Annotated in this window: 15 protein-coding genes and 1 pseudogene; 4 read left to right on the top strand and 12 right to left on the bottom strand. The window is 74.1% G+C overall.

Annotated features, from left to right (window positions below; genetic code table 11):
- The first annotated feature begins 76 nt into the window (after positions 1 to 76).
- Positions 77 to 652 (top strand): hypothetical protein, encoded by a 576-nt coding sequence (locus ACQ95T_RS05445; protein ID WP_425940059.1) that lies wholly within the window; start codon positions 77 to 79, stop codon positions 650 to 652.
- Positions 653 to 736: 84 nt separating this feature from the next.
- Here the strand turns inward: ACQ95T_RS05445 and ACQ95T_RS05440 are convergent, their stop codons facing one another.
- Positions 737 to 1,129 (bottom strand): LysM peptidoglycan-binding domain-containing protein, encoded by a 393-nt coding sequence (locus tag ACQ95T_RS05440; protein ID WP_425940057.1) that lies wholly within the window; start codon positions 1,127 to 1,129, stop codon positions 737 to 739.
- Between the two features lie 235 nt (positions 1,130 to 1,364).
- Between ACQ95T_RS05440 and lexA the strand changes: the two genes are divergently transcribed.
- A complete protein-coding gene (lexA, locus tag ACQ95T_RS05435) occupies positions 1,365 to 2,120 on the top strand; it encodes a transcriptional repressor LexA (RefSeq protein ID WP_425940055.1) in 756 nt (251 codons plus the stop codon).
- Between the two features lie 132 nt (positions 2,121 to 2,252).
- Here lexA and ACQ95T_RS05430 read toward each other — a convergent pair whose 3' ends face one another.
- From ACQ95T_RS05430 to ACQ95T_RS05410, 5 genes are all read right to left on the bottom strand, one after another.
- Entirely contained in the window at positions 2,253 to 2,588 is a 336-nt protein-coding gene (locus ACQ95T_RS05430; protein ID WP_425940053.1) for a PRC-barrel domain-containing protein, read from the bottom strand.
- 111 nt (positions 2,589 to 2,699) lie between these two features.
- Positions 2,700 to 3,302 (bottom strand): PRC-barrel domain-containing protein, encoded by a 603-nt coding sequence (locus ACQ95T_RS05425; protein ID WP_425940052.1) that lies wholly within the window; start codon positions 3,300 to 3,302, stop codon positions 2,700 to 2,702.
- A gap of 47 nt (positions 3,303 to 3,349) precedes the next feature.
- Positions 3,350 to 4,345: a Sir2 family NAD-dependent protein deacetylase gene (locus ACQ95T_RS05420; RefSeq protein ID WP_425940050.1), complete on the bottom strand. Its 996-nt coding sequence runs from the start codon at positions 4,343 to 4,345 to the stop codon at positions 3,350 to 3,352.
- A gap of 187 nt (positions 4,346 to 4,532) precedes the next feature.
- A complete protein-coding gene (locus ACQ95T_RS05415; protein WP_425939997.1) occupies positions 4,533 to 5,222 on the bottom strand; it encodes a universal stress protein in 690 nt (229 codons plus the stop codon).
- Between the two features lie 16 nt (positions 5,223 to 5,238).
- Positions 5,239 to 5,784, bottom strand: coding sequence for a hypothetical protein (locus tag ACQ95T_RS05410; protein ID WP_431473613.1), 546 nt, complete (start codon positions 5,782 to 5,784; stop codon positions 5,239 to 5,241).
- Positions 5,785 to 6,075: 291 nt separating this feature from the next.
- Here ACQ95T_RS05410 and ACQ95T_RS05405 point away from each other — a divergent pair, with 291 nt between their 5' ends.
- On the top strand, positions 6,076 to 7,005 hold the full coding sequence (locus ACQ95T_RS05405; RefSeq protein WP_425939993.1) for a LysR family transcriptional regulator: 930 nt from the start codon (positions 6,076 to 6,078) through the stop codon (positions 7,003 to 7,005).
- Positions 7,006 to 7,025: 20 nt separating this feature from the next.
- On the opposite strand, the gene ACQ95T_RS05400 is transcribed toward ACQ95T_RS05405, so the two are convergent.
- From ACQ95T_RS05400 to rpsT, 6 genes and pseudogenes are all read right to left on the bottom strand, one after another.
- Positions 7,026 to 9,041, bottom strand: coding sequence for a ComEC/Rec2 family competence protein (locus ACQ95T_RS05400; protein WP_431473612.1), 2,016 nt, complete (start codon positions 9,039 to 9,041; stop codon positions 7,026 to 7,028).
- On the bottom strand, positions 8,981 to 9,583 hold the full coding sequence (locus ACQ95T_RS05395; protein WP_431473611.1) for a hypothetical protein: 603 nt from the start codon (positions 9,581 to 9,583) through the stop codon (positions 8,981 to 8,983). Before ACQ95T_RS05395 ends, ACQ95T_RS05400 begins: the two co-directional genes overlap by 61 nt.
- Complete coding sequence (locus ACQ95T_RS05390; RefSeq protein ID WP_425939990.1) at positions 9,580 to 10,521, bottom strand: helix-hairpin-helix domain-containing protein; 942 nt, start codon at positions 10,519 to 10,521, stop codon at positions 9,580 to 9,582. Before ACQ95T_RS05390 ends, ACQ95T_RS05395 begins: the two co-directional genes overlap by 4 nt.
- 91 nt (positions 10,522 to 10,612) lie before the next feature.
- Positions 10,613 to 11,494, bottom strand: a complete 882-nt coding sequence (locus ACQ95T_RS05385) for a DegV family protein (RefSeq protein ID WP_431473610.1) — start codon at positions 11,492 to 11,494, stop codon at positions 10,613 to 10,615.
- Positions 11,495 to 11,502: 8 nt separating this feature from the next.
- Positions 11,503 to 14,422: pseudogene (gene leuS, locus ACQ95T_RS05380) on the bottom strand (leucine--tRNA ligase).
- A gap of 298 nt (positions 14,423 to 14,720) precedes the next feature.
- Positions 14,721 to 14,987, bottom strand: a complete 267-nt coding sequence (gene rpsT, locus ACQ95T_RS05375) for a 30S ribosomal protein S20 (protein ID WP_425939985.1) — start codon at positions 14,985 to 14,987, stop codon at positions 14,721 to 14,723.
- A gap of 214 nt (positions 14,988 to 15,201) precedes the next feature.
- Here rpsT and ACQ95T_RS05370 point away from each other — a divergent pair, with 214 nt between their 5' ends.
- Positions 15,202 to 15,747 carry a glycine cleavage system protein R gene (locus tag ACQ95T_RS05370; RefSeq protein ID WP_425939983.1) on the top strand — a complete coding sequence of 182 codons (546 nt, stop codon included), beginning with the start codon at positions 15,202 to 15,204 and terminating at the stop codon, positions 15,745 to 15,747.
- Positions 15,748 to 15,794 lie beyond the last annotated feature (47 nt).

Here is a 15,794-nt window from a genome sequence, read left to right as displayed (position 1 = left end):
CCTGCGGGGGGTCCGAGCGCCCAGGCCGCGGCGTTCTGATTGGGCCGCCCGGTCCCGGTGTGGTCCGATAGAGGGTATGAGCGACCCGACATCGATGCCCTTCCAGGACGACGAGCGCCCGCAGGACAGGGAGTCGCTCTACGAGGGCGAGCGGCCGGCCGCCACCGACCAGGACCCCCTGGACCACGACCCGACGGCGCCCGCGTCGGACGAGGCCGGGCCCGGGGCGGGCCTGCTGCCCCCCGCCGAGACGCAGACCGACCTGCTGGCCGCACGGGTGGAGGGGCCCGACGACCACGAGGGGATGACGGCCCTGTGGCGCGAGACGATGGGCCTGGAGCACTGGTGGTTCATCGCCGTGGGCGAGGAGGGGCAGGAGTCGCCCGCCGCGGCCCAGATCGCCGGCCAGATGATGCTGCTGACCTTCACCAACGCCGAGCGGGCCCGGCACTTCGCGGTGCAGAACGGGATGATCGACGCCGATGAGGACCTGCGGGCGATCGCCCTGCCGCCGCCCGAGGTCGTCCAGTCCGACGACGCCTACGTCCAGGCGGGGATCGCGGGCCTGATGTTCGACCCGCACCTCACCGGCTACTTCATGCCCTCCGAGCAGCTCTCGGTCGTCTGGAACGCCATCCGCTCCAGCTCCTGACCAGCGCGGTCCTGCGCAACGGCCGGGCGGGCTCACGTCGGCAGCCCCAGCTCACGTCGGCAGCCTCAGCTCACGCCGACGGCCTCAGCGGCCGGGGATCACCAGCTCCTGGCCTGCGGCCACGCTGGTGGTGCTCAACCGGTTGGCCCGCTGGATGTCCACGATCGCCTGGCTCAGCGGGACCTCCGGCAGCTGCTCGGCCGCGATCTGGCTCAGGGTCATCCCCGGCTCGACGGTCACGGCCGAGCTCGCGCCCGCCGGGCCGATGGCGTTCAGCAGCGAGGCGAAGGCCAGGACCAGCACCAGGGCGGCCGTGGCGGTCAGCGTCAGGCGACCACGACGGGTCAGCCGCAGGGGGCTCGTGGCCGGGCGCCGCTCGTCGGCGCAGACCAGGCGCAGGTGGCCACCCGGGCGGGCGACCGTCCACGGTGCGACCGTCCCGGACAGGGGGTGCAGCTCGGCGGTGGCAGTGCTCATGGTGGTCCTCCTCGGGATCATCCTGCGACATGCGTTCGATAGGACGTCTGTCCTATTGATAGCACGCGCGTACGACTTTGTCGACACGCCGGTCGAACACATGTTTGCCCCGGGGCCGCTCGATCCGTACGCTGTGTGCATGTCAGGTACTCAAACACCGACCACTGACACACCCTCTGACCTGGCCTGACGGCCAGGCCCTGGCAGCCAGAGGGAGACGGGGACGGAAGGACGCATGGCCACGATCCACGAGATGCCCGACCGGGACGGCGGGGCGCAGCTGACCAACCGGCAGCGACGCGTCCTCGACGTGATCCGGGACTCCGTCGACGCCCGGGGCTACCCCCCGAGCCTGCGCGAGATCGGTGAGGCGGTCGGCCTGACCTCGCCCAGCTCCGTCGCCCACCAGCTGAAGATGCTCGAGCGCAAGGGTTTCCTGCGGCGCGACCCGCACCGCCCGCGCGCGATCGAGGTCGTCGTCCCCGGGAGCGAGAGCGGCTACCGCCGCACCCCTTCCGACGGTTCTGCCGACGCTCGCGGCCCGGTGGCGTCCGACGCCGGCGAGCGCCCCCTCGCCGGTACCTACGACGAGACCGGCATCGGTGACTCCCGTCCCGAGGCGTCCTACGTCCCGGTCGTGGGCCGGATCGCGGCCGGTGGTCCGATCCTGGCCGAGGAGGCCGTCGAGGACGTCTTCCCCCTGCCCCGCCAGATCGTGGGCGACGGAGAGCTGTTCCTGCTCAAGGTGGTCGGGGACTCGATGATCGACGCCGCGATCTGTGACGGGGACTGGGTGGTCGTGCGCCGTCAGCCGACGGCGGTCAACGGCGACATCGTCGCCGCGATGCTGGACAACGAGGCCACGGTCAAGACCTTCAAGCGGGGCAAGGACAAGGTCTGGCTCATGCCCCACAACCCGGCCTACGAGCCGATCGACGGCGACCACGCCGTCGTCCTGGGCAAGGTCACGGCGGTGCTGCGCCGCGTGTGACCCTCGGCGGGACACCTCCATCCACCGTGCCGCTGCCACTGCACGGGTCCCACCGCCACCCACGACGCCGCCCCCTCGACCGGGGCGGCGTCGTGCTGTCCGGGTCCTGTCGAGCTGCGCCGGGTCCCTGCCTCAGGTCGCGGGGGTCTCCCCCACCTCCGGCGCGTAGTAGTCGAACAGGTCCTGCTCGTCGTTCTCGCTGAGGTGGCCGCTGATGTCGATGTCCGGAGCGTCCTTGATCATGGCGCTGGGATAGGGGACACGGATCTGGCCGTCGACCAGCTCGGCCGTCGACAGGGGCACGAAGATCTTCCGGCCGCCGAACCACCCGGTGCGCACGGTGATCCAGGCCGCCTCCCCCGTGCCGTTGTCGACGTAGACCTGGCCGAGGGAGCCCACCTTCTCGCCGTCCTGGTCCACGACCTCGGCGTCGTACAGCGCCTCGAGCTGCTCCTGCGAGATGGTCACGTCAGCCTCCTCCGACCCGCCGTACCCGCCGGCGCGGATGCGCGACGGGTGCCCAGCACCATACCCAGCACCTGCTCCGCGGAGCCGCAGGCGGCCCCGGGACCCGCACCCTCAGGACCGCGGCGGCCTGCCCTCGTGGCGCCGCAGCCTCCCTGGCCGTCCGGGGCCGCTCGTGGGACCGCCGCGAGGCCCCTCGGGGCGGTCCTGCCCGCTGGGGTAGGCGACGTTCTCCGACGCACCGGTCACCGCCTGCTCCGGGGAGAGCTCGGCACCGTCGGCGTGGTCCTCCTCGACCGGCTCCTCGCCGACGGACCGCCCCGACCCGGTCCCCGCGAGGCCGACCGGCCGGGGTCCGTCCGGACCTGCGGTGGACGCCTCGGGCGCGACGGTGCCGTCGCCCAGCACGAGGCCGTAGTGACGGAACAACCGGTCCTGCTCCACCTCGTCCAGGTGGGCGTCGGCGTCGACCGTCGGCGCGTCCTTGATCTCCTGGCGGGTGTGCGCGACGCGGACCGTGTCGCCCTCGACCTGGGCACCGACGAGCGGGACGAGACTCTCCCGCGCACCGAACCACCCGGTGCGCACCGAGACCCACGCCGGCGCGCCGGTCTCGTCGTCCAGGTAGACCTGCCCGACGTCGCCGAGCCGGTCGCCGTCGACGGTCATCACGTCGGCGTCGTAGAGCATGGCGATCGTCTCCTGGCTGCTGTCCATCGCGCCTCCTCGTCCCGGGCCGGCAGGGATCCGGCCCTGAGGCGATATCACCAGGGTTCGGGCCCGTCCGCATCCCGAGGGAGGTCGAGTCCCTCGACGACGTCGTCCAGCAGCCGCGGCAGGACGTCCTGCAGCAGGCTGTCCACCTGCACCGTCGTCTCCGCCCAGCCACGGGTCTCGCCGCGGGTGACGACCGCCACCGGGATGCCCTCGCGGGCGGCGCGGCGCACGAACCGGTAGCCGCTCATGACGCGCAGCGAGGACCCGAGCACGAGGAGGGTGCCCGCCCCGGCGACCATCTCGTACGCCCGGTCGACGAGCTCCCGCTCCACCGAACCGCCGAAGAAGACGACGTCGGGCTTGAGGGCGTCGCCCCCGCAGACCAGGCAGCGGGGCGGCCGGAACCGCGAGACCAGCTCCTCGGACACGACGATGTCACCGTCGGGGCGGACCTCGGCGCCGTCGTGGACGAGCGCGCCGAAGCCGGGGTTGGCCTGGGCCAGCCAGGTGTGCACCTGGTCGCGCTCGTACGGCTCGTCGCAGTCGAGGCAGACCACCCGGGCCAGGCTGCCGTGCAGCTCGAGGACGGACCGGGCACCGGCCTCCTGGTGCAGGCCGTCGACGTTCTGGGTGATGACCCCGGTGACGACGCCCACCTGCTCCAGGGCGGCCACGGCCCGGTGGGCGACGTTGGGACGGGCCGCGGCGAAGCGTTCCCAACCGCTGAACGCCCGCGCCCAGTAGCGACGCCGCGCCTCCGCGGACCCGGTGAACTCCGCGTGCTGCATCGGCTGGACCCGCCGCCGCCCGTCCGGCCCCCGGTAGTCGGGGATGCCCGAGGCCGTGGACATGCCGGCGCCCGTCAGGACCACGACGTCGCCGTCGGCCACCAGGTCGCGCAGCACCGCGTAGCGCTCCTCGTCCACCGGGGTCCGCGGCGGCAGGGTGAGCGCGGTGTCGACAGGGCCGGGGATCAGCGGGGCGCGACCCTCGGAACCGGGAAGCGGCCGGCCGAGGGCGCGCACCCTGGCCCCGTTCTCCATACCTCCATCATCACCGACGCGAGAGGTATGCCGTGCACGCCGTCCCTCGCGCCCGGCGGCGTCGCCGCGGGCGCGCCCATGGCGGGCCCGCGGCGGGCCCGCGGACGCGCCGATGGCGGGCCCGCGGGCCCGCCATCGGCGGTGGAGACTGCTGACGTCCGGACGACGGTGCTCGGACGGTCGGCGTTCAGACGATCATCACCGGGGAGGTGGCCTCCTCGGCCACCGCCGCCGCGGTGGGACCCCGGGCGAGGACGATGAGCTCGGCCTTCGCGTCGTGGGTGAGGACCTCGGCGACCGGGTGCCCGTACCGGCCGGCCCGGACCACCAGGAGCGGGCGCTCGTCGCGCTCCGCCCGCAGCCGGGCGGCCGTGACGACCCTCTCGGCCTCCTGCTCCGTCCCGCTGGCCACCGCCACGACGGGTGCCTGCGGGTCCACCGTGGTGGGTTCCCACCCGGTCGGCACGAGCACCAGGGTGCCGGTGCCGTCGTGGACGAGCCTGCGGGCCGTCGATCCGAGCCGCATCCCCCGGAAACCTCCGGACCCGCGGCGCCCGACGACCGTCGTCGCCCCGGCATCCGGTCCGACGGCGTCGACCGCCCGGCCGATGGTTCCGGCGGGGCAGGGACCCTCGTCCGCGGGAGCCTCCAGGACCAGCTCGGGACGAGCCTGCGGGTCCGACCGGCGGGCGCCGTCCCGGGCCCGTTCGAGCAGTGCCCGTCCGACGGCCCGGCCGGCCCCGCTGTCGTGGACCAGGACGAGCCGGGTCCCCTCCGCGGAGGCCTCCGCGGTCGCCCAGGCGACCGCGGAGGCGGCGGAGGCCGACCCGTCCACGCCCACCAGCACCGGACCCAGGGCCCGGACCGTGGCGCTCACGACCCGACCGCCGATCTCAGCGCAGGAAGCGCGAGGGAGAGACCCGGGCCCACCACTCGCCCAGACCCAGGAAGGACCAGGACGCCGGGACCGTGGCGATCACGACCATGACCAGCACACCGCTCAGGTGGTCATCCAGCACCGGGTTGTTCACCATCGGCAACGCCGCCAGGTACATGAACAGGTACATGAACGCACCCGCCACCGCACCCACCCGGGCACCAGCACCCAGCATCAACGTCACACCGATACCCAGCAGACCCGCCATGAACAGCACGTCCCACACCACACCACCGGCCATCGCGTTGAACACCCCCGCGAACGGACCCTCCACCCCCGAGAGGTACCCCGTCGTCGGCGACCCACCGTTGACCACCGCCCGCTCCGCCGGCGTGGCAAAACCCAGCCCGAACAGCTTGTCCAGGAACGCCCACAAGAACGTGAACCCGAACGCGATCCGCAGCACACCCAACGCATACCCACCCGCCGTGGGCAGGTAGTGCTTCTCACCCACCAGACCATCCAGGTGGGGGTCGACCCTGATCTCGCTACGAGCAGTCATGACAGCCAGCTCCTTCTCTCATCGTGTTCCGCTTGGCTGACACCACCCTCCCAAGAACACGACCCCCCGTAGTAGAGGCACAGGTCCACACCCGGACAGGACCAAGGTCCCCACCCCCACCACCCACACGGACCCCACCCCACCCGCCACACGGTCCCCACTCCCACCGCCGACACGGACCCAACCCCCACCCGCCACACGGCCCCCACCCCTACCAGCCACCCACCCCGCGGAGAGGGTCGACGGGGACGCGCCGGGGACGCGGAGGACGACGCTCGGTAGGATCGGGACATGCTGGACGCTGCAGGGCTGCGGGTCATGAGGGCCATCGCGCAGGAGGGGACCTTCACCGCCGCCGCGCACGCGCTCGGATACTCCCAGCCCGCCGTCTCCCAGATGGTGCGCCGGCTGGAGGAGCGCACCGGCACCGTCCTGGTCGAGCGCAGCGGACGCGTCGTGCGGCTGACCGAGGCCGGGCAGGTGCTCGCCCGGCACGCCGCCCAGATCCTGGAGGCCCTCGAGCGGGCGGAGGCCGACGTCGCCGCCATCGCCGGCCTGCAGAGCGGGGTCGTGCGCCTCATGGCCTTCCCCTCCTCCTCGGCGACCCTCGTCCCGCGGGCGCTGGCGCTGCTGCGGCGCGAGCACCCGCACATCACCGTGAAGTTCACCGAGGCCGAGCCGCCCGAGTCGCTGGCCGCCATCCGCTCCGGGGACGTCGACCTGGCGGTCGCGTTCTCCTACGAGGGCACCGACCCCGGGCGCGGGGTGGACGACCTCGCCGGGCTGGAGGTCATCGACGTCCTCACCGACCCGGTCATGCTCGTGCTGCCCAAGGACCACCGCCTCGCCGGGCAGGAGGAGGTCGAGCTCGCCGACCTGGCGGCCGAGACGTGGATCGCCGGCTGCCCCCGCTGTCGTGGCCACCTGCTGGCCCTGTCCCACCAGGCGGGGTTCCAGCCCGACGTGACCTTCGAGACCGAGGACTACGTCGCCGTCCTGGGGCTCGTGGCCGCCGGCCTGGGGGTGGCCCTCGCGCCCCAGCTGATCCTGCACTCGGTGTCCCACCCCGACGTGGTCGTCCGACCCGTCTCACCACCCTCGCGCCGGGTCGTGCAGATCGTCACCACCCCCGACCTCAAGCGGGTCCCCTCGGTCGCCGCCCTGCTCAGCGCGCTGTGCACCAGCGCCCGCGCGCTCCAGGTGGAGCAGCCCGTCCTCTGACCGGTGGCACCGGCCCCCGCTCAGCCGTCGCGGCGGTGGACCTGGAGCCGGCCGTCCTCGCGGCTGACGGCCAGGTCGCCGTCGGTGTCGGTGCGCAGCACTACCATGCCGGCGTCGTCCAGGAGGTCGAGCGCGCTGGGAGCCGGGTGGCCGAAGGTGTTCTCCGCCCCCACCCCGAGCACCGCGACCTCGGCCCGGGTGGCCCTGACGAGCCGTTCGTCCTGCGCGGAGGAGCCGTGGTGGGCCACCTTGAGCACGTCGAAGTCCCGGCCCGCGAGCAGGTCCCGCAGCGGCCTCGCACCCTCCGGCTCGAGGTCGCCGGTCAGGAGCACGCGCAGGCCGTCGACCGAGACGTCGAGCACCAGGCTGCCGTTGTTGGCCGCCGACCCGCCCACGACCGGTCTGGGCCCGGGGCCGACGACCTCCAGCTCCACCTCGCCGACCCGGAGGCGCTGTCCGGCGGCCCCGTCCTCGTACCGGACGCCGGCGGCAGCGAGCCCGGCCAGTGTGGCCGACGCCACCCCGGGCGGTTGCCGCACCGGGCTGACATAGGCGGCGCCGACGGGAACCGTGTCCACGACGCCCGGGACCCCGCCCACGTGGTCGGCGTGGAAGTGGCTCAGGACGAGCAGCTCCACCCGGTCCACGTCGGCGTCGCGCAGGCAGCGCCGCACGAGGTCCGGGTCGGGGCCGGTGTCGACCAGGACCGCCGTGCCGGGCCCGGAGCGCAGCAGGAAGGCATCCCCCTGGCCCACGTCGCACCCCAGGAGGAGCCAGCCCGGTGGTGGCCACGTGCTCCAGCCCGGGACCGGCCACAGCGCCGCGCCCACGGCCGTCAGCAGGGCCCACCCCCACCACGGCCGGCGCCGCAGCTGGTCCCGCCACCACGGTCCGGTGACCAGGGCGAGCACCGTGAGCAGGGTCAGGAGCCACGCACCGGTGGGGCCGTCGACCCAGTCGAGGGTGCCGTAGGGCACGTCGGCCCCCGTCCGGGCGATCCGGCCGATGGTCCAGGCAGGCAGGGCGGCCCGTCCAGTCCAGGCGACGACGGTGCCGAGGGCCACCGAGACCGGTGACGCGACGGCCGCCAGGACGCCCAGGACGGTGGTCGGTGCGACCAGCGGTGCCGCGAGGAGGTTGGCCAGCACCGCGACGACCGGGATGCTGCCCTGCAGGAGCACGATGACCGGGGCACAGGCCACCTGCGCGGCCAGCGGGACCGCCACCGCGTCCCCGAGCAGGCGCATCCTGGCCGGCAGCGGCGCGGCGAGGGCGTCTCCCCACGGCCGGGACCACAGGACCAGACCGAGCGTGGCCAGGGTGGACAGCGCGAAGCCGTACGACCGGGCCAGCCAGGGGTCCACGCACAGCAGCAGGACCACGGCGGCCCCGAGCGCGGGCAGGCTGACGCGGCGCCGCCCCGAGGACAGCGCCAGCAGGCCGACGCTGCCCATCACCCCGGCCCGCAGGACCGACGGTTCCGGCCGGCAGAGGAGCACGAACGCGACGAGCGCGAGCAAGACCAGGGGGGTGCGCCAGCGGCGGGGCACGCCGGTCCGTGCCACGAGGACGGCGACCGCCCCGCAGACCAGCGCCACGTTGGATCCCGAGACGGCGCTGAGGTGGGTCATACCGGTGGCGCGCATGTCGTCGGTGAGGTCCGGCGGGGTCATCGAGGTGTCACCGATCACCAGCCCGGGGACCAGACCGCGGGCGTCTGCCGGCAGGGGCTGTACCGACCGTCGGAAGCGCTCCCGCACGTGCTCGACCGCGTCCAGCATCCTCCCCGGCCCCTCCGCCACGGTGGGGCCTCCCCGCGGTGCGAGCACGGCCACCGGCCGCTCACCGGGCTCGGCGGGTCCCAGCCGGCCAGCGGCCCGCACGGTGCTTCGCCAGGTCAGGTCCTCCCAGCCGCTGCCCGGGCGGGCCAGGACCAGCACGGGCGCGCCCACCTGGGCGGAGGAGCCCCGACCGGTCACCTCGTGGAGCCGCAGGTGGAGCACGACGAGCGGTTCGCGCTCGTCGGCCCGGTCCACGACCCGACCCGCGGCTCGGTGGTCACCGTGGCCGTCACCCGGACCACGGCGCGCTCCTCGGCCCACCCGGTCACCGGTCCGGCCCGGTCGCGGAGCAGGTGGCCAGCAGTGGCCAGGCAGACCAGCGACACCGCAGCGAGGGTCAGGGCCGTCGCCGGCGCCCACGACGGCGACGCCGCAGGTCGGGAGCCGACCCCCGACCGGTCCCGGCGCGGGGAGCCGCCGCGCGACCGGTCCCGGCGCCCCACGAGGGCCAGGGCGCCCAGCGCTCCTGTGGCTCCAACCGCCACGAGCACCCAGACCGGCCGTGGCAGCAGTCCGAAGAGCACCGCCCAGGCGACCAGGGCCGGAACCAGCAGACGTCCGTCGAGGACGCGTCCCTCCCGCGCGATCCCCGCGTCCTGGGTGGCTCCGCCGACCGACGCGGCACCGGCAGCCCCGACCGGCCCGACGGCCCCGACCGGCCCGACGGCCCCGACCGGCCCGGCAGCCCCGACCGGCCCGGCAGCCCCGTCGACCGCCGGAGGATCCGGGGAGATCACCCGCCCACGGTGACGTGCGGCTGCAGCTGCTCGAAGGTGCGCTCGCCGATGCCGCTGACCTCCAGCAGCTCCTCGGGCACGGTGAAGGCGCCGTGCTCGTCCCGCCAGGCCAGGATCCGTCCGGCGGTCACCGGACCCACCCCGGGCAGCTCCTCCAGCTCGGCCTGGGTGGCCCGGTTGAGGTCGACCACGAGGACGGGCTCGCCGACCGTGGTGGCCCCTCCACCACCCGCGCCACCACCACCACCGGCCGCGGACACCGGCCTCGGAGCCACGAGCCCGGCAGGTGGTTCCTCCCCGGGGCGCCCGACCCACACCTGCTCCCCGTCGGCCAGCTGCCGTGCCAGGTTGAGCGCCGAGGGGTCCGCCTCGGCGGTCAGGCCGCCGGCCGCCTCGACGGCGTCGACCACGCGCGCCCCCTGCGGCAGGGTGACCACGCCCGGCTCCCCCACCTGACCCGTGACGTGCACGACGACGTGCACCAGTCGCTCCTCCTCCCCTCTTTCCCCCTCGGACCCGGCGGCCGTGGGGCCGGCTCCGTGGTCGGTCCCCTCCTCGGCCGTCCCCGCACCGGCGCTCGCCGGACCGGGCGTCCCGTCCGTCCCGGTGCCGGGCTCCCCGTCGTCGGTCCCGGACGTCGCCCGAAGGTCCTCGACCTGGTTCTGCGGCACCGGGTCCGAGCGCTGGGTCGTCCACGCCCACCGCCCCGCGAGCACCAGCGCCGCCACCACGACGAGCACCAGCATCCCGCGGACGGCCGCCGGACCGACACCCAGCTCCAGCGACCGGAGCGCCGTCGGGACGGTCAGCAGCGGCACCCGGCCCGGTCGGTGTCGCCCGTTCTCCACCCCGTCGGGGGGCTCGGACGTCCCCGGCCCGCCGCCGAGGAGCTCGTCCAGCGGGTCCGCCGTCCCGCTCCCGTGCCTGGAGCTGCTCATGCCATGGACGGTAGGGACCCCACCCGCCGGGGGCGAGGCCCGCGCGCGCTCCTGTGGACGTCAGGGGCGCGACGGCCCCGGTGTGGACAGGTCAGCCCGGCGAGCGGACCTCTCCCGGAGCGACGACGACACCCAGCGTCCCGGGCCCGGTGTGCACCCCCACCACGGGGTCGAGCTCGGCGATCTCGGCGGTCAGGCCGGTGCGCTCGGCCAGCTCCCCGGCCAGCTCGGCGGCCGCCTCCGCGGCCGCGAGCTGGTGGACGGCCAGCTCGACCGTGCGTCCCTCCGCCCTGGCGCCCTCCACCGCCTCGACGGCCAGCTCGACCAGCCGGGCCAGGGCCTTCGCGCGGGTGCGCACCTTCGCGGCCGGATGGACCTCCCCGTCCCGCAGGGTCAGCAGCGGCTTGATCGCCAGGGCCGTGCCCACGAGGGCCGCGGCACGACCGATCCGGCCGCCCCGGCGCAGGTGGTCCAGGGTGTCGACGTAGAACCAGGTGCGGCTGGCGGCCGACCGCGCCCGCACCACGTCGGCGACCTCCTGCGCGTCGCCGCCGGCGGCGGCCGCGCGGGCGCCCGCGAGCACGGCATACCCCATCGCCAGTCCGATCACGCGGGAGTCGACGACCTCGACCGTCACCTCCCCGGCCAGCTCGTCCCGGGCGAGCTCGGCGGCCTCCACGGTGCCGCTGACCCCGGCGGACAGGTGGACCGAGACGATCGTCGAGCACCCGGTCTCGGCAGCCACCCGTCGGTAGACCTCGGCGAGCTCCCCCGGGGACGGACGGGACGTGGAGGCCCGCTGCTTCCCGTCGGCGAGGATGTCCACGACCTCCCCGGGGGTGATCTCCCGGGCCGGCACCGAGCGGGTGCCTCCCACGTGCACGTGGAGCGGGACGACGCTCACCCCCCCCGCCTCCTCGGCCCGGTCGGGGCCCAGGCAGGCGGTGGTGTCGGTGACGACGGCGACGCGCATCCGGCGGCTCAGACGACGACGTTGACGAGGTTGGGCGGGCGGACGACGACCTTGCGCACCGGCGCGCCACCCGTCGCGGCCTGCACCTTGGCGCTGGCCAGCGCCAGCGCCTCCAGCGCCGCCGGCTCGATGTCGGCCGCCACCTCGAGCCGGTCGCGCACCTTGCCCCTGACCTGCACCACGCAGGTCACGGTGTCCTCGACCAGCTTGGCCGGGTCGGCCTCGGGGAAGGGCTCGTAGGCCAACGAGGTCCCGTGGCCCAGCCGCGACCACAGCTCCTCGGCGACGTGCGGGGCGACCGGCGCCACCATCTGCACCAGCGGCTCGACGGCGGCACGGGGCACGGCGTCCATCTTGGTGAGGTGGTTGTTCAGCTCGATCATCTTGGCGACCGCGGTGTTGGTGCGCAGCGCCTCGTAGTCGGCCCGCACCCCCTCGATCGTCCGGTGCAGCGCCTTGTCGGTCTGCTCGTCCAGGTCGGCGTCGACGACGACCAGCTCACCGCTCTCCTCGTCGACCACGTTGCGCCACAGCCGCTGCAGGAAGCGCATCGACCCCACGACCGCCCGGGTGTCCCAGGGACGGTACTGCTCCAGGGGCCCCATGCTCATCTCGTAGACGCGGAAGGTGTCGGCGCCGTACTGCTCGCACATCTCGTCGGGGGTGACGACGTTCTTCAGCGACTTGCCCATCTTCCCGTACTCCTGGGTGACCGCCTCCCCCTGCCAGGTGAACGTGGGCGCCCCGCCCTCGGGGTCCGGGTGCTCCTCGACCTCGGCGGCGGGCACCGGGAAGCCGCGCTCGTCCCGGTAGACCCACGCCTCGACCATGCCCTGGTTGATCAGCCGGCGGAACGGCTCCTCGCTGGAGACGTAGCCCAGGTCGAAGAGCACCTTGTGCCAGAAGCGGGAGTAGAGCAGGTGCAGCACCGCGTGCTCCACGCCGCCGACGTAGAGGTCCACGCCGCCGGGGTCGCTCGCCCCGGCCGGCGCACCGGCCACCGGCGAGGGGCGCGGGCCGATCCAGTAGCGCTCGACGGCCGGGTCGACGGGGGGGCCTGGTCGTTGGCCGGGTCCAGGTAGCGCAGGTAGTACCAGCACGAGCCTGCCCAGTTGGGCATGGTGCTGGTCTCCCGGCGGTAGCGCTGCACGCCGCGGCCGTCGCCGAGGTCCAGCTCGACCTCGACCCAGTCGGTCGCCCGCGCCAGCGGCGCCTCCGGGGAGGAGTCCGCGTCCTGCGGATCGAAGGTGCGCGGGGAGTAGTCCGGCACCTCGGGCAGCTCGACCGGCAGCAGGTGGTCGGGCACGGTGTGGGCCACGCCCTCCTCGTCCCAGACGACGGGGAAGGGCTCGCCCCAGTAGCGCTGCCGGCTGAACAGCCAGTCGCGCAGCCGGTAGGTGGTGGTCGCCTCGCCCAGGCCCTTGTCCACCAGCCAGGTGAGGATGCGGTCCTTGGCCTCGGCGACGTCCAGCCCGTCCAGGCTGACCTCGTCGTTGGCGGAGTTGATCGCCGGGCCCTCCCCGACGAACGCCTGGTCCTCGGGGTGGTCGGGCGCGCGGGCCGCACGGTCCGCACGATCGGCAGGTCGTAGGCGGTGGCGAAGTCCCAGTCGCGCTGGTCCTGCCCCGGCACGGCCATGATCGCGCCGGTGCCGTAGCCCATGAGCACGTAGTCGGCGACGAAGACCGGGATCCGGGTGCCGGTCACCGGGTTGGTCGCGAACGCACCGGTGAACACCCCCGTCTTGGCCCTGGTGTCGGCCTGCCGCTCCATGTCGGAGCGGGTGGAGGACAGACGCTGGTATGCCGTCACCGCGGCCCGGGGGGAGGCCTCCCCCGCGGTCCAGGCCTCCCGGGTGCCCTCCGGCCACGCGTCGGGGACCAGGCGGTCCACCAGCGGGTGCTCCGGGGCCAGCACCATGAAGGTGGCGCCGAAGAGGGTGTCGGGACGGGTGGTGAAGACCTCGATGCCCTCGGCGTCCCCGGTGGTGGTGGCCACCGGGAAGCTCACCCGGGCGCCGGTGGAGCGGCCGATCCAGTTGCGCTGCATGAGCTTGACCTTCTCGGGCCAGTCCAGGCGGTCCAGGTCGTCGACCAGGCGGTCGGCGTAGGCGGTGATCCGCATCTTCCACTGGCTCAGGCTGCGGCGGAAGACCGGGAAGTCGCCACGCTCGGACTTGCCGTCGGCCGTGACCTCCTCGTTGGACAGCACGGTGCCCAGCCCCGGGCACCAGTTGACGGGCGCCTCGGAGAGGTAGGCCAGGCGGTGGCCGTCCATCACCCGGGCCTGCTCGACCCGGGACAGGTCGGCCCACGGCCGGCCGTCGGGGGTCGGACGCTGCCCGGTGGCGAACTGCTCGACCAGGTCGTCGATCGGTCGGGCCCGTCCGGTGCCGTCACCGGTGCGCGCGGGAGCCTCCGGGTCGTACCAGGAGTGGTAGATCTGGGTGAAGATCCACTGGGTCCAGCGGTAGTAGTCCGGGTCGATGGTGGCGAAGCTGCGGCGCTGCTCGTGGCCCATCCCCAGCCGGCGCAGCTGCCCGCGGTAGACCTCCATGTTGCGCTCCGTGGTGGTGCGCGGGTGCTGCCCGGTCTGCACCGCATACTGCTCGGCGGGCAGCCCGAAGGCGTCGAAGCCCATGGTGTGCAGCACGTTCATCCCGGTGGTGCGCAGGTAGCGCGCGTGCACGTCGGTGGCGATGAAACCCAGCGGGTGGCCCACGTGCAGCCCCGTCCCGGAGGGGTAGGGGAACATGTCCATGATGTAGCGGTGGCCCGTCTGCAGCCGCGGGTCGTCCGGCTCGGCCCACGGACCGGCCGGGTTCGCCGAGTGGAAGGTGCCGTCGGCCTCCCAACGGTCCTGCCAGGTCGCCTCGATCCGGCCGGCCAGCTCGGCGGTGTACCGGTGCTGGGGGATGCGCTCGCTCATCGTGCCTCGTCGTCCTCTGGTCGCGTCGGTGCTCACGGGTCGTCGTTGCTGGTGCACAAAAAAGCCCCTCGCTCAGGAGGGGTCAGCCGCGCTGGGTGGTGCGTCGTCAGCGCGGCTGCGTAAGAAGGAGCACGCAACGGGTCGTCATGGTGGCCTCATGGTAGCGCAGGGGGCACGCGCGCCCCATACCTCGCCGGGGTCGCCGGCCGGTGCGCACCTGCGCAGCTGCGGTGCGGGCGGGACGACGACGGGCGCCCCTCCCGGTGGGAGGAGCGCCCGTCGGCACGGGAGCGGAGGCTCAGGCGCCGATGCGGTTGAAGCGGCGAGCCATCGCCGACTTCTTGTTGGCCGCCTGGTTGGCGTGGATGACGCCCTTGGAGACGGCCTTGTCCAGCTTGGTGGAGGCCTTCTTCAGGGCCTCCTCGGCGGCGGAGGTGTCACCGCTGTCCGCGGCGTCGCGGAACCTGCGGATCCAGGTGCGCAGCTCGGACTTGTGCGCCCGGTTGCGCTCCGTGCGCTTGGCGTTCGTCTTGACGCGCTTGATCTGGGACTTGATGTTTGCCACGAAGTGTCTTCCTGCTTCAGTCGTCGGTGGATGTCGTGAGGGCGACATCGCGCGGTCCGGAACGTGAGGCGTGGGGGGCCCTGGCGGATGACCGCGCGTGATGCTGCTTGCGGTGCGCGCACGACCGAGCGCGCACGCGACCACCCAATCTAGCAGCGCCGGGGCCCGCGTCCCAACTCCGACGCCGGGCCCCAGGCCTCGCTACCATCGGGGTATGCGTACCCAGCTCGTCCTCACGGTCGTCGGCGACGACCGTTCCGGTCTCGTGCGTGCCCTGGCCGACGTGGTCGACCAGCACGGCGGCAACTGGGAGGAGAGCCGGCTCAGCGAGCTGGCCGGCACCTTCGCCGGGGTGGTGGTGGTCTCCGTGCCCGCGGACCGCACCGAGGAGCTGCGTGCCGCGCTCGAGCCGCTGACGGGTCTGCTCGAGGTCTCCGTCCGGCCGGGCGGGACCCTGCCGGCCGAGGGCGGGGACGCAGGCGGCACGCCGGTGCTGGTCGAGATCATGGGCAACGACCAGCCCGGGATCGTGCGCTCCATCTCCTCGGTCCTGGCCGACCACGGGCTCAACGTGGCCGAGCTGGAGACCCGGACCGTCGAGGCCCCCATGGCGGGCGGGCAGCTCTTCGAGGCGACGGTCGTGGCGACCGTCCCCGAAGGCGCCGACACCGACGCCCTGCGCGCGGACCTGGAGCGGCTCGCCGGTGAGATCCAGGTCGAGGTGACGTTCAGCCGGTCCGAGGACCTGGCGGAGGGCTGACCCCCTCGACGAGGGCTGGACCCGGGAGGGCTGGACCAGGGAGGGCT

It is taken from the genome of Ornithinimicrobium carbonis (genome assembly GCF_050703245.1).
Classification (GTDB): domain Bacteria; phylum Actinomycetota; class Actinomycetes; order Actinomycetales; family Dermatophilaceae; genus Ornithinicoccus.
Note: the sequence above shows the minus strand (reverse complement) of the source record. Positions and strands in the feature narration are given on the sequence as shown.

What these genes read in the sequence shown, in the direction of transcription:
- ACQ95T_RS05385 (WP_431473610.1), bottom strand. Translation starts at nt 11,494, where the DNA reads ATGCGCGTCGCCGTCGTCACCGACACCACCGCCTGCCTGGGCCCCGAC.
- ACQ95T_RS05425 (WP_425940052.1), bottom strand. Translation starts at nt 3,302, where the DNA reads ATGGACAGCAGCCAGGAGACGATCGCCATGCTCTACGACGCCGACGTG.
- lexA (WP_425940055.1), top strand. Translation starts at nt 1,365, where the DNA reads ATGGCCACGATCCACGAGATGCCCGACCGGGACGGCGGGGCGCAGCTG.
- ACQ95T_RS05405 (WP_425939993.1), top strand. Translation starts at nt 6,076, where the DNA reads ATGCTGGACGCTGCAGGGCTGCGGGTCATGAGGGCCATCGCGCAGGAG.
- ACQ95T_RS05440 (WP_425940057.1), bottom strand. Translation starts at nt 1,129, where the DNA reads ATGAGCACTGCCACCGCCGAGCTGCACCCCCTGTCCGGGACGGTCGCA.
- ACQ95T_RS05370 (WP_425939983.1), top strand. Translation starts at nt 15,202, where the DNA reads ATGCGTACCCAGCTCGTCCTCACGGTCGTCGGCGACGACCGTTCCGGT.
- ACQ95T_RS05390 (WP_425939990.1), bottom strand. Translation starts at nt 10,521, where the DNA reads ATGAGCAGCTCCAGGCACGGGAGCGGGACGGCGGACCCGCTGGACGAG.
- ACQ95T_RS05420 (WP_425940050.1), bottom strand. Translation starts at nt 4,345, where the DNA reads ATGGAGAACGGGGCCAGGGTGCGCGCCCTCGGCCGGCCGCTTCCCGGT.
- ACQ95T_RS05445 (WP_425940059.1), top strand. Translation starts at nt 77, where the DNA reads ATGAGCGACCCGACATCGATGCCCTTCCAGGACGACGAGCGCCCGCAG.
- ACQ95T_RS05410 (WP_431473613.1), bottom strand. Translation starts at nt 5,784, where the DNA reads ATGACTGCTCGTAGCGAGATCAGGGTCGACCCCCACCTGGATGGTCTG.